Genomic DNA, 20,540 nt, shown 5'->3' on the forward strand with positions numbered 1-20,540 from the left:
CAGGGGCTGTTCTCGCGTCTGAAGGATGCGTTCAACGGGCGGTAGGCGCTCGGCTGGGGGTCCGGGGGTCGTCCTCCGGGTCAGCACGGTCAGCCTGGGCAGCAGGGGCTGTTCTCGCGTCTGAAGGATGCGTTCAACGGGCGGTAGGCGCTCGGCTGGGGGTCCGGGGGTCGTCCTCCGGGTCAGCACGGTCAGCCGGGGCAGCAGGGGCTGTTCTCGCGTCTGAAGGATGCCTTCAACGGGCGGTAGGCCTGATCAAGGGGCGGCACTCCGGTGCCGCCCCTTTTTCTATGGCCCCGTAGGGGCATGACACGATGCCCATATGTCCACCACCGCACTGAACGATCTCTCTCGGTTCCCGATCGTGCAGGCCCCCATGGCGGGTGGCGCCTCCTGTCCCGAGCTCGTCGGAGCCGTCTGCGAGGCCGGGGCGCTCGGTTTCCTCGCCGCCGGGTACAAGACGGCCGGAGGCCTGTACCAGGAGATCAAGCAGGTCCGCGGGCTCACCGCACGCCCCTTCGGCGTCAACCTGTTCATGCCGCAGGACGGCCGGCCCGCCGACCCCGCCGCCGTCGAGGTCTACCGCCACCAGCTCGCCGGCGAGTCCACCTGGTACGACACTCCGCTCGGCGAGACCGACGACTCCCGCGACGACGCGTACGACGCCAAGCTGGCCATCCTCCTGGAGGACCCGGTCCCCGTCGTCTCCTTCACCTTCGGCTGCCCCGAGAAGGAGACGTTCCACGCCTTCGACCGCGTCGGCACGTACACGATCGTCACCGTCACCTGTGCCGACGAGGCCCTCGCCGCGCAGCGCGCCGGCGCCGACGCCGTCTGCGTCCAGGGCGTCGAGGCCGGCGGACACCAGGGCACGTACCGCGACGACCCGGCCGACGAGGGCGCGCCCGGCACCGGGCTGCTCACCCTCGTCACCCAGGTCCGCGAGGCCGTCGCCCTGCCGATCGTCGCCGCCGGAGGGATCATGCGCGGCGCGCAGATCGCCGCCGTCCTCGCCGCCGGCGCGGACGCCGCCCAGCTCGGCACCGCCTTCCTCGGCTGCCCCGAATCGGGCGCCCACCCCCTGCACAAGCAGGCCCTGACGGACCCGCTGTTCACCCGGACCGCCCTCACGAGGGCCTTCTCCGGGCGCCCGGCGCGCGGCCTCGTCAACCGCTTCATGCGCGAGCACGGGCCGTACGCCCCCGCCGCCTACCCCGAGATCCACCACCTCACCGCCCCGCTCCGCAAGGCCGCCGCCACCGCCGGAGACGCCCAGGGCATGGCCCTGTGGGCGGGCCAGGGCCACCGCCTCACCCGCGCGCTTCCCGCCGGGCAGCTGGTCGAGGTGCTGGCCGCCGAACTCGACACCGCCCTCTCCGACCTTTCCGGGCTCGCCTCCAGGAGCGCCTCATGACCGCACCCGTCTTCGTCGTCGACACCGTCCCCGGCCCCGGGAGTTTCCTCCTGGACGGGCCCGAGGGGCGGCACGCCGTGTCCGTGAAGCGGCTGCGGGCCGGGGAGGAGCTCGTGCTCGCCGACGGGCGGGGCCGCTGGGCCGCGTGCGTGGTGGTCTCCGCCGAGGGCAGGGACGAGCTGACCGTGCGGGTCGACGAGGTCCACGAGGACCCCGCGGAGGAGCCGCGCATCACGGTCGTCCAGGCCCTCCCCAAGGGCGACCGGGGCGAACTCGCCGTCGAGACCATGACGGAGACCGGCGTGGACGCGATCGTGCCCTGGGCCGCCTCGCGCTGCATCACCCAGTGGAAGGGCGACCGGGGCCTCAAGGCGCTCGCCAAGTGGCGGTCCACCGCGCGCGAGGCCGGCAAGCAGTCGCGCCGCACCCGCTTCCCCGAGGTCGCCGACCTCATGACGACCAAGCAGGCCGCCGCGCTCCTCGCGGAGGCCGACTTCGCGGCCGTCCTGCACGAGGACCGCGACCACCCCAGCGGCGCCCTCGCCACCGCCGAACTCCCGGCCAAGGGCTCGATCGTGCTCGTCGTCGGCCCCGAGGGCGGGGTCTCCCCGGACGAGCTCGCCGCCTTCGAGGCCGCCGGGGCGAAGCCGTACCGCCTCGGCCGCAGCGTCCTGCGCACCTCGACAGCCGGCACGGCGGCCACGGCCCTGGTCCTGGGGCGCACCGGCCGCTGGAGTTAGGGACCCGTTTTTCGGATCGGGCCCTGGCCCCCGGGCCCGGTCAGCGTGTCGTAGAGGGGCCAGGCGTTCTCCTCGTGGACGCCGTGGGCGGCCGGGAGGAGGCCGCGGGCCGCTGCCTCCTCCAGGAAACGGCGTACGACGCCGGGCTTGTTCAGGTTCAGGATGTCGCCGTCGGCCGAGGCCACGTCGCCCAGGCCGAAGGGGTATCCGGCCACGATGCGGCCCGGGCCCTCCCGGAAGACGAGCCGCAGCTGCGCGTGGGGCTGCTCCGCGCGGCGCAGCGAGAGCACCGTCCGGCAGTCGGGGTGCCGGTGCCGGACGTTCCACAGCCACACGGTGCCGTCCACGGTCAGCCTGCGCGGTGCGCCTTCCCGTCTCATCCGGCGGAGCCTACGCGGCCGCCGACCCGGTGGACACCGGCCCCCGCGTGCTCCTTAGGCTGACCCGCATGGCCGACGAGTCCCCCCTCATCCGCAGTCTGCGCGCCGCCGTGGCCGCCGCCCCCGGTGACGTGCCCCTGCGCCTCCACTTCGCCGAGCTCCTCCTCGCGGAGGGGCGCAACGACGAGGCCGTCGCCGAGGCGGCCGTCGCGCTCCAGCACGCGCCGGGGGACGCGGACGCGCGTGCGCTGATGGTGCGGGCCATGGGGATGCCCGCCGCGCCCGCGGAGCCTCCGGCGCCCATCGTCGAAGAGCCCGCGGCGCCCGTGCCCGCTCCGGTCTCCGAAGAGCCCGCGGCGCCCGCACCCTCCTTCGACTGGGACGCCGCCGAGCAGCAGGTGCGGGACCTCGTCGGGCCCCGGTTCCTCGACGACCCGCAGGCCGAGGGCGGAGACGGGATCGCCGGGGACGCCGCCGCCTGGGACGTCGACGCCCCCGGAGCCGTACGCCTCGCCGACGTCGGCGGCATGGAGGAGGTCAAGGAGCGCCTGGAGGCCGCCTTCCTCGCGCCCATGCGCAACCCCGAACTGCGCAGGCTGTACGGCAAGTCGCTGCGCGGCGGCCTCCTCCTGTACGGCCCGCCCGGCTGCGGCAAGACGTTCATCGCGCGGGCCGTCGCGGGCGAGCTCGGCGCCAACTTCCTCACCGTCTCGCTCTCCGACGTCCTCGACATGTGGATCGGGGCCTCCGAGAAGAACATCCACGACATCTTCGAGACAGCCCGCCGCCAGGCGCCCTGCGTCGTCTTCCTCGACGAGCTGGACGCCCTCGGCGCCAAGCGCTCCCGCACTCACCACAGCGGTCTGCGCAACGTCGTCAACCAGCTCCTCACCGAGCTCGACGGCATCGCGAGCGGAGCCGGCAACGAGGGGATCTTCGTCCTCGCCGCCACCAACGTGCCCTGGGACGTGGACATCGCGCTGCGCCGCCCCGGCCGCCTCGACCGCACCCTGCTCGTGCTGCCGCCGGACGCCGCCGCCCGCGAGGCGATCCTCCGCTACCACCTGCGGGAGCGCCCCATCGAGGCCGTCGACCTCGGCAAGCTCGTCAAGGCCACCGAGGACTTCTCCGGCGCGGACCTCGCCCACGTCTGCGAGACGGCCGCCGAGGCCGCGCTCCTCGAATCGGCCCGCTCCGGCTCCGTACGCCTGATCAGCACCAAGGACCTGCTCGGCGCAGCCAAGCAGATCAAGCCGTCCACGGAGCCGTGGTTCGCCGCCGCACGGAACGTCGCCATGTTCGCCAACGAGGGCGGCCTGTACGACGACCTCCTCTCCCACCTCAAGCGGAAGCGCAAGCTGTGACCGGCTCCACCGCGCTCGCCCGCGCCGAGGCGCTCTACGAGACCGGCCGGTACGCGCAGGCCGGCGAGCTCGTCGCCCGGCACCTGGCGACCGAACCGGAGGACGCCGAGGCGCTGGTCCTGCTCGCCCGCTGCCACCACCGGGCCGGCGACCGGGCGGCCGCCCTGACCGCCGTCGACCAGGCGCTGCGGGCCGAGCCCGAGCTGCTCGGGGGCTGGCTGATGCGCGTGCACGTCCTCCTGGCCGAGCGGCGGTTCCAGGAGGCCGAGGCCACCGCCCGGCACGCCGTCGAACTCGCCCCGAACCACTGGGGCACCCACTACGCGCTCGGCACCGCCCTCGCCGAGCACGCCGAGCACGCCCGCACGCCCGCGCGTACCGTCGAGGCGTACGAGGCGGCGCGGACCGCCGTGGGCCTCGCCCCCGAGGAGGACGCCGCCCACTTCCTCGTCGGTCTCACCGCCCAGCGGCGCGGCGACCACGCCACCGCCCAGCGCGCGTACGAGACGACCCTGCGCCTCAACCCGCAGAGCAGCGAGGCCCACAACAACCTCTCGCTGCTGCGGTTGCGCCGCCGCTGGTTCCGGCGCGGGGCCTGGACCCAGGCCGCCGAGGGCTTCGTCGCCTCCGCCGCGCTCGACCTCCAGGACCGCAAGGCCCGCTACAACCTGGAGGCCATGGCCTGGAACACCGCCGCGGGCGCCCGCTGGGTCGCCCTCGTGAGCTTCCTGGCCGCAGCCGTCACCCTCGGCGCGATCCCCACCCCCGCGACCTGGGGCGACGCGGCCGTCCCGCTCCTCGTCGGCGACGCCGTGATCCTCGGCGCCTGGGCCGGTTGGGCGGTGTGGATGGCCCGCCGGGTGCCGCCCCGGCTGCGCCGGCCGATGCTCCTCGTGGCGCGCAACTGCCGGCCCGTGCTGTTCATGGCCGGGGCCGTCGGGCTCCTCGGGCTCTACTCGCTCGCCTCGCTCGCCCTGTGGTCCTTCGACTCGGGAGCGGTGAGCGCCCTCGGCACGGCCCTGTTCTGGGGCGTGATCATCACGTACTGGGTGAGCCGGTCGGCGCTCAACCGCCGCGCACCGAAGGACTGAGGGTTTTCCACAGGCTCCCGTCGGCCTCCCCCGGCTGTCGGGGGCGGCGGATAGCATGACCGGGTAGTTGATCGTCAAGGCACGGCCAGGACATGGTCAGTGATCGGCATCAGACGGAGGAGGTCCGGGACATGGCCGGAGAGCCGCAGAGCGACTGCCTGTTCTGCAAGATCGCGGAAGGGGAGGTGCCGGCGACGATCGTGCGCGAGACGGAGACCACCGTCGCGTTCCGCGACATCAACCCGCAGGCGCCCACGCACGTCCTCGTGATCCCGCGGGTCCACTACCCGGACGCCCCGTCGCTCGCCGCCGCCGCGCCGACCGTCGCCGCCGACATACTGCGCGAGGCGGGCGAGATCGCCGAGCAGGAGAAGATCGACGGCAGCGGCTTCCGGATCGTGTTCAACACCGGCACCGGCGCCGGACAGACCGTCTTCCACGCCCACGCGCACGTGCTGGGCGGCCGTGGTCTCAACTGGCCCCCCGGATAACCCGTGTCCGTACGCGAACTGGTCGTCCTCGGGACCGCGAGCCAGGTCCCGACCCGGCACCGCAACCACAACGGCTATGTGCTCCGCTGGGACGGCAGAGGGATCCTCTTCGACCCCGGCGAGGGCACCCAGCGGCAGATGCTGCGGGCCGGGGTCGCCGCGCACGACCTCGACCGGATCTGCGTCACGCACTTCCACGGCGACCACTCGCTCGGCCTGGCCGGGGTGATCCAGCGGATCAACCTCGACCAGGTCCCGCACCCGGTCACCGCCCACTACCCGGCGAGCGGGCAGCGCTTCTTCGAGCGGCTGCGGTACGCGACGGCCTACCGCGAGACCGTGCAGCTCACGGAGTCCCCGGTGGCCGCCGACGGGCCGGTCGCCGTCACCGAGGAGTTCACCCTCGAAGCGCGCCGGCTCTCCCACCCCGTCGAGTCCTACGGCTACCGGATCACCGAGCCCGACGGGCGCCGCATCCTGCCCGGGAAGCTCGCCGCGCACGGCATCAAGGGTCCCGACGTCGGCCGGATCCAGCGCGACGGCAGCCTGAACGGCGTCAGCCTCGACGACGTCAGCGAGGTCCGGCGCGGGCAGCGCTTCGCCTTCGTCATGGACACCCGGCTCTGCGACGGGGTGCACGCCCTCGCCGAAGGCGCCGACATGCTCGTCATCGAGTCCACCTTCCTCGACGAGGACGTCCGGCTCGCCACCGACCACGGCCATCTGACGGCCGGACAGGCCGCCGCCGTCGCCCGGGACGCGGGCGTGCGCCACCTCGTCCTCACCCACTTCTCGCAGCGCTACTCCGACCCCGCCGCCTTCGAACGACAGGCGCGGGCGGCGGGGTTCGACGGCGAACTGAGCATTGCCCAGGACCTCATGAGGGTCCCCGTACCGAAACGAACGTGACCATGCCTGTACCCAAGGCCGAACTGCACCTCCACATCGAAGGCACCCTCGAACCCGAGCTGGCCTTCACGCTCGCCGAGCGCAACGGCGTCACCCTGCCGTACGCCGACACCGCCGCGCTCCGCGAGGCGTACAGCTTCGGCGACCTCCAGTCCTTCCTGGACCTGTACTACGCGCTGATGGCGGTCCTGCGCACCGCCGAGGACTTCACCGAGCTCGCCGACGCCTATCTGGAGCGGGCCGCCGCCCAGGGCGTCCGGCACGCCGAGATCTTCTTCGACCCGCAGGCGCACACTTCCCGCGGCGTCCCGATCGGCACCGTGATCGAGGGGCTCGGGGCCTCCCTCGACCGTGCCGAGGAGCGGTACGGGATCTCCACCCGGCTCATCCTGTGCTTCCTGCGCGACGAGTCGGCCGAGTCGGCGCTCGCGACCCTGGAGGCCGCGAAGCCGTACCTCGACCGGATCACCGGGGTCGGCCTCGACTCGGCGGAGGTCGGCCACCCGCCGGCCAAGTTCCGCGAGGTGTACGAGGAGGCCGCCCGGCTCGGCCTGCGGCGCGTCGCCCACGCGGGCGAGGAGGGCCCCGCCGCCTACGTCCGCGAAGCCCTGGACGTCCTCGGCGTGGAGCGGATCGACCACGGCCTGCGCTGCATGGAGGACCCGGAGCTCGTCGAACGGCTGGCCCGCGAGCGGGTGCCGCTCACGCTCTGCCCCCTGTCGAACGTCCGGCTCCGCGTCATCGACACCCTCGCCGACCATCCGCTCCGCACGATGATGACGGCGGGGCTGCTCGTGACCGTGAACTCCGACGACCCCGCGTACTTCGGGGGCTACGTCGGGGACAACTTCGACGGGGTGCGGGAGGCGCTCGACCTCACCGAGGACCAGCTCCGTGAGCTGGCGCGGAACTCCTTCGAGGCGTCGTTCCTCGACGACGACGAGGAGCGGCGGGCGCGGTACCTGGCCGAGGTGGAGGCGTACGAGTTCGGCGGCCGGTGAGGGGACCCGCCCGGCGCCGGTGACGGGAGAAGCCGGGGCCGGATGATCCGGAGACGTCGGGCGTACGTGTTTTCGGATTGCGGGTTTCCGGGTCCGGCCGTGGGGTGATACTCGGGCGACGACAGTTGTTTCGGGGGGAGCAGCACGTGTCAGAGACGCCCGATCCCGCCGGGGACGCCACGGCCGCGCCGCCGAGCCCCGCAGCCTCGGGAGCAGCTTCGGGAGCGACCTCGGGAGCCGCCCCGGCCGACCGGCCGGACCCGCATCCGCCCCGCTGGGCCTGGTGGGTGGCCGGAGTGGTGGTGCCCCTGGTCGGCGCTCTGGCGACGGTGCTGACCCAGACGCAGCGCACGGGCAACGCGTCGGCGCCACCGCCCGCGCAGGTCGCGCCCACGGGGGTCACGTCCACCACGGCCCAGAAGCCCGGCAGCGGGACGGCGTCCGCGACGCCGTCCCCGACGGGCACGACGGCACCGGAAACGGTCGCGCCCAGTTCCGCACCGGGACCGTCCGGCGCCCCCACCCGCGCTCCGGAGACCCCTCCGCCCGGCCGGCCGTCCCCGACCCGCGTGCCGCCCGCGCTACGGGACGGCACCGCCGTGGCGCCTCCGGTGGGACCGGCCGTACGGATCGTGAACGGCAACAGCGGCCTGTGCCTCGCGGTGCCCGGCGCCTCGACGGCGGTCGTCGACCTGAACCAGTTCGGCTGCGGCCCGTACGCCGATCACTTCTGGCACCTGCGGTCCGCCGGCGCGGACGGCTCGGGACGGGCCCGCTACCGGATCGTGAACGGCAACAGCGGGTACTGCGCGGCCGTTCCGGGCGCCAGCAAGGCCAGTGCCGTGAACGTCAACCAGTACCCCTGCGGCGACTACCCGGACCATCTCTGGCGGGTCGAGTACCAGAAGCGGGACACGGCCGGACGCCCGCTCTACCGGATCGTCAACGCCAACAGCGGGCTCTGCCTCGCCGTCCCCGGGGCGAGCACCCAGGAGACCGCGCCGGTCAACCAGTACCCCTGCGGCCCGTACGCCGACCACTTCTGGCGTTTCGGGCAGGGGTGACCGCCAGAGCTCAGCCCCGGTCCGAAGGGCGGGCCAGGCGGAACGCCGACTTCGCCGCCCGGCGGCGGCCCGCGGCGACCGGGATCGGGGTGACCTCCTGCTCCGGCGCTCCCATCTGGGGCACCAGGGCCGTCCCCGGGCCCCGGCCCGCGAGGACCGCCGCAGGGGCCCCGCCGCGGCGGCGGATCGAGCCCGGGACCAGCGGGCGGCCGGAGGCGTGGCGGGCGACGGCCGTCATCGGGGCGGCCACGAGCAGCAGCAGGACGCAGAGGGCCAGGCCCATGCCCGGGTAGCCGGCGCGGTCGGAGAGCAGGGAGCCGGTCACCGGGCCGCAGGCCACACCGAGGGACGAGGCCGAGCCGACCATGACGGCCCAGCGTCCGCGCGGGTCCAGGGAGGCCGCCAGGCCGAGCAGATAGGACAGCACGACCGGATAGAAGACGTTCCAGAGGATCTCGCCGGTCGCGAAGCCCGCGAGGCTCTGCGCCGTCGAGCTCAGCAGGACGCAGCCCGCGATGGCCACCGTGCCCGCGCCGATCGGGACCGCCCGGCCCAGCCGCGAGCCGAGCGCGCCCGCCGCGGTGACACCGGCGAGGCCCGCGCCGAGCGCCACCGCGAAGACCGCGCCGACGGTGACCTCGGAGAGGCCGGCCTGGGTGAGGCCGATGCGGCCGCTCACGCCCCAGAGGGCGTTCTGGGCGAGGGACCAGCACAGGATGCCCCCGGCGAGCACCGCGCCCGCCCGCCGGTGGGGGAGCGGGCCGGGGCCTCCGGCGGTATCGCGGACGCCGGGGGCGCCCGCGGTGCTCGGCAGGCCGCCCGTGAAGGGCCACACGAGGGCCGCCCCGCACGCGATCGCGAGGAGTGGTGCGGCGTGGCCGCCGCCCAGGTGCGGCAGGGTCAGGTAGAGGGCGCCGGCCGTCGCCGAGACCGAGAGCAGGCCGAGGGTGGAGGCCCGGTGCGGGTCGCGCTGCCCGGCGATCCCCGCCGCGGCCACCGCCGTCGCCGTGCCCGAACCGAGGCCGCCGAGGACGGCGCCCGCGACGACCAGCGGCACGGTTGCGGTCGCGGCGGCGCAGCCGTATCCGACGGCCATCGCGAGCAGGCCCGCGCGGGCGGCCCGGCGCGGCCCGATCCGCTCCCCGCGCGCGGCCAGCGTGAAGCCGGCCGTGGAGGAGCCGAGGAGCAGGACGGAGCCGATCAGACCCGCCTGGGAGGGGGCGAGGCCGAGGCCGGCGGAGAGGCGGCCGACGACGGTCGGCAGGAGGTACGGGGCGAGGTAGCCGGCCGTGAAGAGGGCGACGAGGGCGACGAGTGCCCTGCCGCGGGTCCGCGAGGACATGGGCGTTCCCAGGAACTGAAAGAGGGAGGGGTGGAGCGCCCGGTGGTGTGCGTGGGGCACGGGGTCGCGGACCATGTGTATCAAGCGGGCGAGGGGCGGGAGAAGGTGGTTTCCGCCGCTTCGGCATGTGATCCGGGTCACCATGTGTTTGGCGGACGGGTTCGGGGGTAACGGAGCGCCTTCTTGTGCGTCCCACCCGTCACCCCACCCCCATCGGGCACACTGATCTGATCCGCACCACGACCGGGGAGCCTGCCGTGACCACAGCAAGGGGAGAGCAGCCGCAACACGACGCCGGGGTCGACCCGTTGGTGTGCCTGCGCGAGCCCACGGACCCCGCCTGCGACGTCTTCCTCACGGGCACCGTCTTCCTCGACATCATCTTCACCGGCCTGGACAGCGCCCCCGTCCGCGGCACCGAGTCCTGGGCCCGGGGCATGGGGTCGAGCCCGGGCGGCGTCGCCAACATGGCCACCGCGCTCGCCCGCCTCGGCCTGCGGACCTCGCTCGCCGCCGCGTTCGGCGACGACCACTACGGCGAGTACTGCTGGGACGCCCTGGAGCAGGGCGAGGGCATCGACCTCTCGCTCTCCCGGACCGTCCCCGGCTGGCACTCCCCGGTCACCGTCTCCATGGCCTACGAGGGCGAGCGCACGATGGTCTCCCACGGCCACGAGGCCCCGCCGCTCGACGGCGCCCTGCCCGCCTACCCGCCGCACGCGCGCGCGGCCGTCGCCTCCCTCGTGCCCGGCCGCTCCGAGGAGTGGGTCGCCCAGGCCGCCCGCGGCGGCGCCAAGGTCTTCGCCGACGTCGGCTGGGACGACACCGGCCGCTGGGACCTGGCAGGACTCACCGACCTCCAGTACTGCGAGGCCTTCCTGCCGAACGCCGCCGAGGCGATGCGCTACACCCGCACCGACTGCCCCCGGGCCGCCGCCCGCGCCCTCGCCGACAAGGTCCGTTACGCCGTGGTCACCCTCGGTTCCGAGGGCGCCTACGCCGTCGACGGCGCCACCGGCGAGACCGCCGAGGTCCCCGCCATCCAGGTCGCCGCCCTCGACCCGACCGGCGCCGGGGACGTCTTCGTCGCCGGTTTCGTCACCGGGACCCTCGCCGACTGGCCGCTCGCCGACCGGCTCGCCTTCGCCGGTCTGACCGCCGCCCTGTCCGTGCAGGAGTTCGGCGGCTCGCTGTCCGCCCCGACCTGGGGAGAGATCGCCGCCTGGTGGCAGCACGTCCAGGGCCATGCCAGGCAGGACCCCGAGGCGCTGCGCGGCCGCTACGCCTTCCTCGAGCGGCTCCTGCCGGCCCCGGCCCGCCCGTGGCCGCTGCGCAGGGCGGTGCCGACGATCGGGTTCCGGGCCGCTCATTCGTAAACCCTTACGGGTCTGTCGGTGCCTGGTCGTAGGCTTGGTAGCCGAGAGGTTGTCGAGCAGCGAGAACCCTGCAACGGGAGGTATGTGCAGGCCACAGTGCCGGCCCATGACTCAGTCACCCACAGCCCACAACGGAGCGCCCCACGACGGGGCGCCTGGACAGGCCCGCGCCCACTTCACCGTCCCGGCGAAGCACCCCATGGTGACCATCCTCGGCTCCGGTGACGCCCTGCTCCGCGTGATCGAGAGGTCGTTCCCGGGAGCCGACATCCATGTCCGGGGCAACCAGGTCAGCGCGGTCGGCGACGCGGTGGAAGTCGCTCTGATCCAGCGCCTGTTCGACGAGATGATGCTGGTGCTCCGCACCGGTCAGCCGATGACGGAGGACGCAGTGGAACGCTCGATCGCCATGCTCCGGGAGGAGACCGGGGAGGCGGCCGTCGAGACGCCCTCCGAGGTGCTCACGCAGAACATCCTCTCCAGCCGGGGTCGCACGATCCGTCCCAAGACGCTCAACCAGAAGCGGTACGTCGACGCGATCGACAAGCACACGATCGTCTTCGGCATCGGCCCCGCAGGCACCGGAAAGACCTATCTCGCCATGGCGAAGGCGGTCCAGGCCCTGCAGTCCAAGCAGGTCAACCGGATCATCCTGACCCGGCCCGCCGTCGAGGCGGGCGAGCGGCTCGGCTTCCTGCCGGGCACGCTCTACGAGAAGATCGATCCGTACCTGCGCCCGCTGTACGACGCGCTGCACGACATGCTCGACCCCGACTCGATCCCCAAGCTCATGGCGAGCGGGACGATCGAGGTCGCGCCCCTGGCGTACATGCGCGGACGCACGCTGAACGACGCGTTCATCATCCTCGACGAGGCGCAGAACACGAACCCCGAGCAGATGAAGATGTTCCTCACCCGCCTCGGCTTCGACTCGAAGATCGTCATCACCGGTGACGTCACCCAGGTCGACCTGCCGAACGGGACGAAGAGCGGTCTGCGGCAGGTCCGCGACATCCTCGACGGTGTCCCGGACGTCCACTTCTCGATGCTCACGTCGCAGGATGTCGTCCGGCACAAGCTCGTCGGCCGTATCGTCGACGCGTACGAGAAGTACGACATCCGCAACGGGAAGTAGCAGACGAGCACCATGTCGATCGACGTCAACAACGAGTCCGGAACCGAGGTCGACGAGCAGGCGATCCTCGACATCGCCCGCTACGCGCTCGCGCGCATGCGCATCCACCCGCTCTCCGAGCTCTCGGTGATCGTGGTGGACGCGGAGGCGATGGAGCAGCTCCACATCCAGTGGATGGACCTGCCCGGGCCGACGGACGTCATGTCCTTCCCGATGGACGAGCTGCGCCCGCCGTCGAAGGACGACGAGGAGCCCCCGCAGGGGCTCCTCGGCGACATCGTGCTCTGCCCCGAGGTCGCCACCCAGCAGGGCAAGGACGCGCCGACGCAGCACTCCATGGACGAGGAGCTCCAGCTCCTCACCGTCCACGGCGTGCTGCACCTGCTCGGGTACGACCACGAGGAGCCGGACGAGAAGGCCGAGATGTTCGGCCTCCAGGCGGCGATCGTGGACGGCTGGCGCGCGGAGAAGGGCCTCACCGGCCCGTCCCCGGCTCCGACCGTGTCCTGACCCGATGGACGTCTCCCTGATCCTCGGTGCCGTCGCGCTGGTCATCGTGGCCTGGCTCGCGGCCTGCGCCGAGGCCGGTCTCGCCCGTGTCTCCAGCTTCCGCGCCGCCGAGGCCGTCCGGTCCGGGCGGCGCGGGGCGGACAAGCTGGCCCAGGTCGCCTCCGATCCGACCCGCTATCTCAACGTGGCGCTGCTCGTCCGCGTCGCCTGCGAGATGGCGGCCGGCGTCCTCGTCACGTACGTCTGCCTGGAAGCCCTCCCGGAGACCTGGCAGGCGCTGCTCGTCGCGATCGCCGTCATGGTCCTCGTCTCGTACGTGGCCGTCGGCGTCTCGCCGCGCACCATCGGCCGCCAGCACCCGCTGAACACGGCGACCGCCGCCGCGTACGTGCTGCTCCCGCTGGCCCGGATCATGGGCCCGATCCCGCAGCTGCTCATCCTCATCGGCAACGCGCTGACCCCGGGCAAGGGCTTCCGCAAGGGACCCTTCGCCTCCGAGGCCGAGCTTCGGGCGATGGTCGACCTCGCCGAGCAGGAGTCGCTCATCGAGGACGAGGAGCGCCGCATGGTGCACTCCGTCTTCGAGCTGGGCGACACCCTCGTCCGCGAGGTGATGGTGCCCCGTACGGACCTGATCTGCATCGAGCGGTACAAGACGATCCGTCAGGCCCTCACCCTCGCGCTGCGCTCCGGGTTCTCCCGGATCCCGGTCACCGGGGAGAACGAGGACGACATCGTCGGCATCGTCTACCTCAAGGACCTGGTCCGCAGGACCCACATCAACCGGGACTCCGAGGCCGACCTGGTGTCCACCGCGATGCGGCCCGCCGCCTTCGTGCCCGACACCAAGAACGCCGGTGACCTGCTGCGCGAGATGCAGCAGGAGCGCAACCACGTCGCCGTCGTCATCGACGAGTACGGCGGCACGGCCGGCATCGTCACCATCGAGGACATCCTGGAGGAGATCGTCGGCGAGATCACCGACGAGTACGACCGGGAGCTGCCGCCCGTCGAGGAGCTCGGCGACGACCGCTACCGGGTCACCGCCCGCCTCGACATCGGCGACCTCGGCGAGCTGTACGGCTTCGGCCCCGACGAGTACGACGACGAGGACGTGGAGACCGTCGGCGGTCTGCTCGCCAAGGCGCTCGGCAGGGTCCCGATCTCCGGGGCGAAGGCGGTCGTGGAGCTGCCGGACAGGCGCTCGCTGCGGCTGACGGCCGAATCGCCCGCCGGCCGCCGGAACAAGATCGTCACCGTGCTCGTGGAACCGCTGGAACCGGAGGAGAAGCCGGAATGACCCCCGACGAGCTGCGCGCCTTCTGCCTGGACTTCAACGACGCCTCGGAGGAGTTCCCGTTCGGTCCGGACACCTCCGTCTTCAAGGTCGCCGGGAAGATGTTCGCGCTCTCGTGGCTGGACGGCCGGCCGCTGCGGGTCAACCTCAAGTGCGACCCGGACGACGCGGTACGGCTCCGTGAGGAGCACCCGGCGATCGCCCCGGGCTACCACATGAACAAGCGGCACTGGAACACCGTGACCGTCGGAGAGCTCCCGGACCGGATGGTCCGGGAGCTCGTCGAGGACTCGTACGACCTCGTCGTCGCCGGTCTGCCGAAGGCGGTACGGCTCCGCCTCGACCGCCCGTAGGGGGACCTCAGGACCGGCGCCGCAGGCCGAGGGCGATCAGGGCCGCCGCGCCCACCACGATCGCCGCGTCCAGGGCGATGACCGTGCGGACCCCGGCGAAGAGGTCGGAGCCGGTGGTGGCCAGGACACCGAGCAGCGGGATGCCGACGGTCAGACCGACCTGCTGGGTGGTCGTGACCAGACCGGTCGCAAGACCCTGCTCCTCGTCGCGTACGCCGGAGGTGACGGTCACGCCGTACGAGATGATCGCGCCGAGGTGCAGCATCGACCCCACCGAGACGGCCACGGTCGCCAGGACCGCGCCGGACTCCCGGCCGATGCCGAGCAGCGCCGCGGTCAGCAGGCCCTGGCCGAGCAGCGAGACCACCAGGGTGCGCTGGGCGCCGAACCGGCCGATCACCTTCGGGGTGAACATGCCGGCGACGACCGAGACCGCGCCCTGGACGCCGAAGACGATGCCGGAGGCGAAGGCCGAGAGGCCGAGGGTCTCCTGCAGGTACAGGGTCAGCACGAAGACGATCGTCGACATCATCGAGAACGTGACCAGACCGCCCAGGTTGCCGAAGGCGACGGTGCGGCGGCGCAGCACCGGCAGCGAGACCAGCGGGGCCGGGTGCCGGGACTCGATCAGGCCGAAGGCCACGAGCAGCAGCACGCCCAGGGCGAGGGCGACGGGGACGTCCACACCGCCGAAGCCGCGCTCCGCAGCCGTCGTCAGTGCGTAGATCAGGGACAGCAGACCGCCGGTGACGGTCAGCGCGCCGGGCACGTCCAGGCGGGGCCGCTCGGGGGTGCGGGACTCGGGGAGCAGGCCCGGGGCGAGCGGCAGCACGATCAGGGTGAAGACGGCGAGCAGGCCCATCGTGGAGCGCCAGCCGAGGGTGTCGGTCATGACGCCGCCGAGCACCATGCCGATGGTGAAGCCGAGCGACATCAGGGTGCCGGAGATGCCCAGCGCCCTCGCCCGCAGCGGGCCCTCGGGGAAGGCGGTGGTGAGCAGGGCCATGCCGGTCGGCACGATCGCCGCCGCGCCGAGGCCCTGGAGGGCGCGGCCCGCGAGGAAGGCGCCCGGGCTCCAGGCGAGGGTGGCGAGCAGGGAGGCCGCGCCGAAGAGCACGAGCCCGGAGAGGAAGAGCTTCTTGCGGCCGAAGAGGTCGCCGATCCGGCCGAAGAGGAGCAGGAAGCCGCCGGACGGCAGGGCGAAGGCGGTGACCGCCCACTGGAGGCCGGACGGGTCGAAGCGGAGGTCGGCGCCGAGCACGGGCAGAGCGACGTTCAGGACGGAGAAGTCGAGCGCCACCATGAACTGGGCGGCGCACAGGACGAAGAGGACGAGCCGGTCGCGGCCGGTGAGGGCCGGGGGAGCGGCGGGGGCGGTGGTGGTGGGGGACTCGGGCGGGGTGGTCGTCGTTGCCATGCGCCCACCTTCGGCGGACGGGAACAACGCTGGGGAGCGGGAACTTATCCTGTTGGTCGCACCACCAGGCATCCACCATGCGTCCAGGGGGAGGAAGCACACGTGGCCACCGTTCTCGAGAGTGCCGGCGCGAAGCAGCACCGACTCGGCGAACTGCGCGAGTTCCTGATGAGCCGTCGGGCCCGGGTCACCCCGGCCGAGGCGGGACTCCCGGACGGCGGCGCCCGCCGCCGCACCCCCGGCCTGCGCCGCGAGGAGGTCGCCGTCCTCGCGGGCGTCGGGGTCTCCTGGTACCAGTGGCTCGAGCAGGGCCGGGACATCACGGTCTCCCCGCAGGTCCTCGACTCGGTGGCGCGGGTGCTGCGGCTGAGCCCGGCGGAGCGCCGCCATCTGTACGTCCTGGCGGCGCTGAACCCGCCGGCGCTCGAACCGGCCCCGGAGGACCGGGACATGTGCCACGGCCTGCGGCGGCTCATCGACGCGTGGATGCCGTTCCCGGCGCACATCATGGACCAGTACTGGAACACCGTGATGTGGAACGACGCGGCGGCGATCGTGCTCGGCATGCGGCCCGAGATCGTGCAGAACTGCCTGATCGCGTTCTTCACGGACCCGCTCTACCGCGCGCGGTCGACGCGCTGGGAGGAGCTCGCGCCGAAGGTCGTCGCGCAGTTCCGCTCGGCGTGCTCCGAGTGCCCGGACGACGAGGGCTTCCAGGCGGTGGTCGAGTCGGCCAAGGAGGCGAGCCCGGAGTTCGCGGAGCTGTGGGAGCGGCGGGACATCCTGCCGGGCGGTCAGAACCGCAAGGAGATGGAGCACCCGCTGGTCGGCACGCTCGTCGTCGAGGCGACCCAGCTGAGGGTCCCGGCCCGCCCCGACCTGGTCATCGTGATGCACACCCCGCTGCCGGAGGCGGACACGGCCGAGAAGCTGGAGTGGCTGGTGTCGCCGGAGGGGCGCCGCGGGGCGATGTACCCGGTCGCGGGCTGAGACCGGAGCCGATCACGGGCTGAGACCGGGACCGGGTGGCCGTGGGCTCCGACCTATGCTCGGGGCATGACACTCAGCAGCGAGCACGGCGACCTCGGCGCCGAGGACCTCAAGATCATCACCCTTGCGCGGAGCGCCCGCGCCCGCAACGGCGTGCCCGAGGGCGCGGCCGTGCGCGACGAGACGGGCCGCACCTATGTGGCCGGCACCGTGGAGCTGGAGTCGCTCAGGCTGAGCGCGCTGCGGACCGCGGTCGCGATGGCGGTGGCCAGCGGGGCCCAGTCCCTGGAGGCGGCGGCCGTGGTGTCGAACGCCGAGGCGGCCTCGGACGAGGACCGCGCGGCGGTACGGGACCTCGGCGGCCCGGAGACCCCGGTGCTGCTCGCGGGCCCCGACGGGCAGCTGCGGGTGGCCGTCACCGCGGGCTGAGCCGAGGGGCGAGATCAGGACAGCGGGGCCCGGCGACACGCCGGGCCCCGCTGTCCTTGTGTGTTTGTGAAGGATCACCGCATCTTCTCTTGCCTTCCCCGGCCGTCTGCGCGTCAATGACAGCGGTTCGTCCGACGGACCGTCAGATCTCCCGTCATTCACGCAGTGTCCGCACCCCTGCGTTCGGTATCGAAAGGGGTTCGAACTCGCCATGAGAAGCAGAAGCACCTTAGGGACCGTCGCGGTACTCACCGGGGCGCTCGCCGCCGCCGGACTCGCCTTCGCGCCGACGGCCGGCGCCGTGTCGCCGGGCTCGGCCACGGCGACGTACGACTGCGGCAGCTGGGGCGGCGGCACCGCCACCCTCGCGGCCACGCAGAGCGGCACCGCCGCGACGATCACCATCACCTCGGCCGTCACGACGCCGATCGCGGTCGGCGCCGACACGATCAGCTCCACGCTGACGATGGCCAAGGCCGGCGGTGGCACCCGGGTCTTCACCGGGAAGAAGAACCCGGCGCTCGGCGCCGGACAGTCCGTCGTCATGGGCCCGCTGAGCGGGACCGTGGCCTCGGGCGACAGCCTCAACTCGTACTTCGCGGGGGTCGCCCTCAAGATGGTGATCTTCGGGGTCACGGTGAACTGCGACGCGGTCACCTCGCAGTCGCCGGGACCGTTCGTCTTCAGCTGAGATCCCACGGCTGAGCCCGCACCACCCTCGACCGGTGTCGCCCTGAGCGGCACCGGTCTCCGTCGTGACCTGGTGAAATGCCCGGCATGTCACGATCTTGACAGTATCTGATGGGTCATCAGTCGGTGGAATTCGATTCCATTGACTTCTCTCCGCCCGCAGCCGTCAATGGCGCCCACTCATCCCTCAGGAGGGGGCACACACATGGCACTCACCCGATCCCGGGCGGCGGCCCGAAGACGGCGCTGGACGGCCGTCCTCGGCGCCACCGCCCTCGCGGTCGCCGGCGGCGCGCTCGCCGCCCCGGCCGGCGCGACGACCGCCTCGCAGTCGGTGGAATTCCAGACCCGCTGCGTCCCGCCGCCGATCGCCGGCATCCCGCCGATCGAGGGCACCACCACCGCCCAGATCACGGTCGACAAGACCAGCCCCAAGGTCGGCGAGACCGTGACCGTCACCTACACGGTCACCAAGCCCGCCGCGTCCAACCCGGTCGACCTCGCGCTCCCGGCCGACATCATGACGCCCAGCGGCAAGGTGGTCCTCGGCGGCGCCCAGACCGGCACGGTCACCGTCACCGGCCCCAAGAAGAACCCGCCGGTCCCCGGCAAGGGCTCCTTCCCGGCCTTCTCCATGACGGGCACCTTCACCGCCACCGAGGCCGGCTCGATCACCCTCTCGCCCGGCGACTACAACATCCACACCAGCTACCTCATGGAGCTGGACACCCCCTGCACGGTGCTCAACCCGCCCGCCCCGGTCTCCGAGACGGTCGTCGCGAGCCCCGTGACCAGCCCCAACACCCGAACGCTCCAGCTCGACAACGCCTCCGGCGACCCCGGCGTCCGCGTCACCGTCACCGGAAGCAGATTCACCCCGCTCACCGAGGTCACCGTCGTCGGCCGCGCCGGAGCGGCGGAGACCGCCGACAAGATGACCGTCACCACCGACAGCGAGGGCGGCTTCGCCGCGCGCCTCAAGGTCAACGACCCGGCGACCACCGGGATCGTGGCGTACGAGGGCACGGCCTGGGACCCGGAGAAGGGCGCGGGCCCCGCCGCGTACAAGGTCGTCGTCCCGGCGCCGCCGAACAGCCAGACGATCACCGCGGCCGTCACGGCGGGCGAGCTGTCCATGACCCAGGCCGGGGACGCCGTCCAGCTGTCCTCCGTCGACTTCGGCGCGGGCGGCGCGGCCACCGGCGCGCTCCAGACGGTGACCGTCAAGGACTTCCGCGGCGGCCCCGCAGGCTGGTCCCTGACCGGCAAGGTCACCGACTTCACCGGCCCCGGCGGCGCCATCGGAGCCGGGAACCTCTCCTGGACCCCCGCCTGCACCGCCAAGGCCGGCAGCCCCAGCGCCTGCGCCGCAGGCTCCGCGGGACCGGTCGGCAGCGGTGGCGCGACCCTCGCCTCCACGCCGAACGGCACCCTCACGGGCGGCGAGTTCACCGTCGACGCGCAGCTCTCCCTCGACGTCCCGGCGTTCACCGCGCCCGGCTCGTACGCGGGCGTGCTCACGCTGACCCTGTCCTGACCGCTCGCGGGCCGGGCGCGCACCCGGCCGGCCCGCTCCGATCCGTACCCCGGGGGTCCGCACCCGTGCGCACGTTCTCCGCACTCCTCCTGAGCACCCTCCTCGCGCTCCTCGGCCTCGCCCCGGGCGCGCGGGCCGCCGAGAACGGCGAGTGGGCCGTCTACCCCGCCGCCGCCAAGCTCGGCGGCCGCCCGTACTTCTACCTCTCCGCCGACCCGGGCACGACGCTCACCGACCGCGTCACCGTCGCCAACAAGACCGCCGCGCCGCTCACCTTCCGGCTGTACGGCGCCGACGCGTACAACACCGACCGCGACGGCGGCTTCGCCGTCCGCACCCAGAGCGAGAAGCAGACCGGCGCCGGCGCGTGGATCAAGCCCGAGCGGACCCGGATCACCGTCCCGCCCCGCTCCGCCGTCACCGTGCCCTACACCCTGACCGTCCCCGCCGACGCCGACCCCGGCGACCACCCCGGGGCCCTCGTCGCCCTCGACGAGCGGATCGCCCCGGGCGCCAAGGGCTCCGTCGCCGTCGGCGTGCAGCGCGCGGTCGGCGCCCGCGTCTACCTCCGGGTCAACGGACCGACCGTCCCCGCCCTCGCCGTCGAGGACGTCACCCTCGACCAGGACCGGCCGCTGGTCCCCGGCACCCGCACGAGCAGCGCGCTCGTCTCGTACACCCTGCACAACCGGGGCAACGTCACCCTCAACCCCAAGGTCGTCCTGAAGGCCGAGGGCCTCTTCGGCCGCACCCTCCTCGACCGCGACCTCGCCAGGGTCCCGGCGGAGCTGCTGCCCCGCCAGAAGATCCGGCTCACCGAGCGCTGGACCGGCTCCCCGCAGCTCGACTGGGGCGACGTCACCCTCACCGCCACCGCGAAGGACGTGCGGGAGACCGGCAGCGTGTCCTTCCTCGCCCTGCCCTGGCTCGGCGCCGCGGTCCTCGCCGTGGGCGGCGCGGCCGGGCTCTACGGCCTGCGGATACGCCGCCGCCGGGCACTGAGTACGTGA

The 20,540-nt window shown here is 73.1% G+C and carries 21 protein-coding genes; 18 read left to right on the forward strand and 3 right to left on the reverse strand.

The annotated features are described in order from the left end of the window. Window positions 1-322: 322 nt before the first annotated feature. A complete protein-coding gene (locus tag ABT041_RS12550) occupies window positions 323-1,414 on the forward strand; it encodes a nitronate monooxygenase (RefSeq protein WP_351183073.1) in 1,092 nt (363 codons plus the stop codon). Further along, entirely contained in the window at window positions 1,411-2,154 is a 744-nt protein-coding gene (locus ABT041_RS12555; protein WP_351183075.1) for a 16S rRNA (uracil(1498)-N(3))-methyltransferase, read from the forward strand. Before ABT041_RS12550 ends, ABT041_RS12555 begins: the two co-directional genes overlap by 4 nt. On the opposite strand, the gene ABT041_RS12560 is transcribed toward ABT041_RS12555, so the two are convergent. Beyond that, entirely contained in the window at window positions 2,151-2,534 is a 384-nt protein-coding gene (locus tag ABT041_RS12560; RefSeq protein ID WP_351183077.1) for a hypothetical protein, read from the reverse strand. The genes ABT041_RS12555 and ABT041_RS12560 overlap by 4 nt on opposite strands. Window positions 2,535-2,602: 68 nt before the next feature. Between ABT041_RS12560 and ABT041_RS12565 the strand changes: the two genes are divergently transcribed. The 6 genes from ABT041_RS12565 (at window position 2,603) to ABT041_RS12590 (ending at window position 8,454) form a co-directional block, all read left to right on the forward strand. Beyond that, on the forward strand, window positions 2,603-3,898 hold the full coding sequence (locus tag ABT041_RS12565; protein ID WP_351183079.1) for an ATP-binding protein: 1,296 nt from the start codon (window positions 2,603-2,605) through the stop codon (window positions 3,896-3,898). Next, a complete protein-coding gene (locus ABT041_RS12570; RefSeq protein WP_351183081.1) occupies window positions 3,895-4,989 on the forward strand; it encodes a tetratricopeptide repeat protein in 1,095 nt (364 codons plus the stop codon). Before ABT041_RS12565 ends, ABT041_RS12570 begins: the two co-directional genes overlap by 4 nt. 131 nt (window positions 4,990-5,120) lie before the next feature. Next, window positions 5,121-5,480 carry a histidine triad nucleotide-binding protein gene (locus ABT041_RS12575; RefSeq protein WP_351183083.1) on the forward strand — a complete coding sequence of 120 codons (360 nt, stop codon included), beginning with the start codon at window positions 5,121-5,123 and terminating at the stop codon, window positions 5,478-5,480. A 3-nt stretch (window positions 5,481-5,483) separates the two neighbouring features. Beyond that, entirely contained in the window at window positions 5,484-6,389 is a 906-nt protein-coding gene (locus ABT041_RS12580; protein ID WP_351183085.1) for a ribonuclease Z, read from the forward strand. Window positions 6,390-6,391: 2 nt separating this feature from the next. Beyond that, window positions 6,392-7,390, forward strand: coding sequence for an adenosine deaminase (locus ABT041_RS12585; protein WP_351183087.1), 999 nt, complete (start codon window positions 6,392-6,394; stop codon window positions 7,388-7,390). Window positions 7,391-7,536: 146 nt separating this feature from the next. Next, window positions 7,537-8,454: an RICIN domain-containing protein gene (locus ABT041_RS12590; protein WP_351183089.1), complete on the forward strand. Its 918-nt coding sequence runs from the start codon at window positions 7,537-7,539 to the stop codon at window positions 8,452-8,454. A 10-nt stretch (window positions 8,455-8,464) separates the two neighbouring features. On the opposite strand, the gene ABT041_RS12595 is transcribed toward ABT041_RS12590, so the two are convergent. Beyond that, on the reverse strand, window positions 8,465-9,796 hold the full coding sequence (locus tag ABT041_RS12595; RefSeq protein ID WP_351183091.1) for an MFS transporter: 1,332 nt from the start codon (window positions 9,794-9,796) through the stop codon (window positions 8,465-8,467). A gap of 257 nt (window positions 9,797-10,053) precedes the next feature. Between ABT041_RS12595 and ABT041_RS12600 the strand changes: the two genes are divergently transcribed. From ABT041_RS12600 to ABT041_RS12620, 5 genes are all read left to right on the forward strand, one after another. Then, entirely contained in the window at window positions 10,054-11,172 is a 1,119-nt protein-coding gene (locus ABT041_RS12600; protein ID WP_351183093.1) for a carbohydrate kinase family protein, read from the forward strand. Window positions 11,173-11,278: 106 nt separating this feature from the next. Next, entirely contained in the window at window positions 11,279-12,307 is a 1,029-nt protein-coding gene (locus ABT041_RS12605; protein ID WP_351183095.1) for a PhoH family protein, read from the forward strand. 12 nt (window positions 12,308-12,319) lie between these two features. Beyond that, window positions 12,320-12,817, forward strand: coding sequence for an rRNA maturation RNase YbeY (gene ybeY / locus ABT041_RS12610; protein ID WP_041129173.1), 498 nt, complete (start codon window positions 12,320-12,322; stop codon window positions 12,815-12,817). 4 nt (window positions 12,818-12,821) lie between these two features. Continuing rightward, entirely contained in the window at window positions 12,822-14,117 is a 1,296-nt protein-coding gene (locus tag ABT041_RS12615) for a hemolysin family protein (protein WP_351183098.1), read from the forward strand. Then, on the forward strand, window positions 14,114-14,467 hold the full coding sequence (locus tag ABT041_RS12620; RefSeq protein WP_351183100.1) for an MmcQ/YjbR family DNA-binding protein: 354 nt from the start codon (window positions 14,114-14,116) through the stop codon (window positions 14,465-14,467). Before ABT041_RS12615 ends, ABT041_RS12620 begins: the two co-directional genes overlap by 4 nt. 7 nt (window positions 14,468-14,474) lie before the next feature. Here the strand turns inward: ABT041_RS12620 and ABT041_RS12625 are convergent, their stop codons facing one another. Further along, entirely contained in the window at window positions 14,475-15,884 is a 1,410-nt protein-coding gene (locus tag ABT041_RS12625) for an MFS transporter (RefSeq protein WP_351183102.1), read from the reverse strand. 102 nt (window positions 15,885-15,986) lie between these two features. Here ABT041_RS12625 and ABT041_RS12630 point away from each other — a divergent pair, with 102 nt between their 5' ends. The 5 genes from ABT041_RS12630 to ABT041_RS12650 all read left to right on the forward strand — a co-directional run bounded on the left by ABT041_RS12630 (window position 15,987) and on the right by ABT041_RS12650 (window position 20,540). Then, window positions 15,987-16,874: a helix-turn-helix transcriptional regulator gene (locus ABT041_RS12630; RefSeq protein WP_351183104.1), complete on the forward strand. Its 888-nt coding sequence runs from the start codon at window positions 15,987-15,989 to the stop codon at window positions 16,872-16,874. A gap of 66 nt (window positions 16,875-16,940) precedes the next feature. Next, window positions 16,941-17,303 (forward strand): cytidine deaminase-like protein, encoded by a 363-nt coding sequence (locus ABT041_RS12635; RefSeq protein WP_351183106.1) that lies wholly within the window; start codon window positions 16,941-16,943, stop codon window positions 17,301-17,303. Window positions 17,304-17,514: 211 nt separating this feature from the next. Next, a complete protein-coding gene (locus ABT041_RS12640; RefSeq protein WP_351183108.1) occupies window positions 17,515-17,994 on the forward strand; it encodes a hypothetical protein in 480 nt (159 codons plus the stop codon). 204 nt (window positions 17,995-18,198) lie between these two features. After that, the gene (locus tag ABT041_RS12645) at window positions 18,199-19,530 is read left to right on the forward strand and encodes a beta-xylosidase (RefSeq protein ID WP_351183110.1); all 1,332 of its coding nucleotides are present in this window, start codon (window positions 18,199-18,201) and stop codon (window positions 19,528-19,530) included. A 65-nt stretch (window positions 19,531-19,595) separates the two neighbouring features. Next, window positions 19,596-20,540, forward strand: a complete 945-nt coding sequence (locus tag ABT041_RS12650) for a WxL protein peptidoglycan domain-containing protein (RefSeq protein ID WP_351183112.1) — start codon at window positions 19,596-19,598, stop codon at window positions 20,538-20,540.

The sequence above is a fragment of the Streptomyces sp. NPDC002825 genome (assembly GCF_040295385.1).
Lineage (GTDB): Bacteria > Actinomycetota > Actinomycetes > Streptomycetales > Streptomycetaceae > Streptomyces.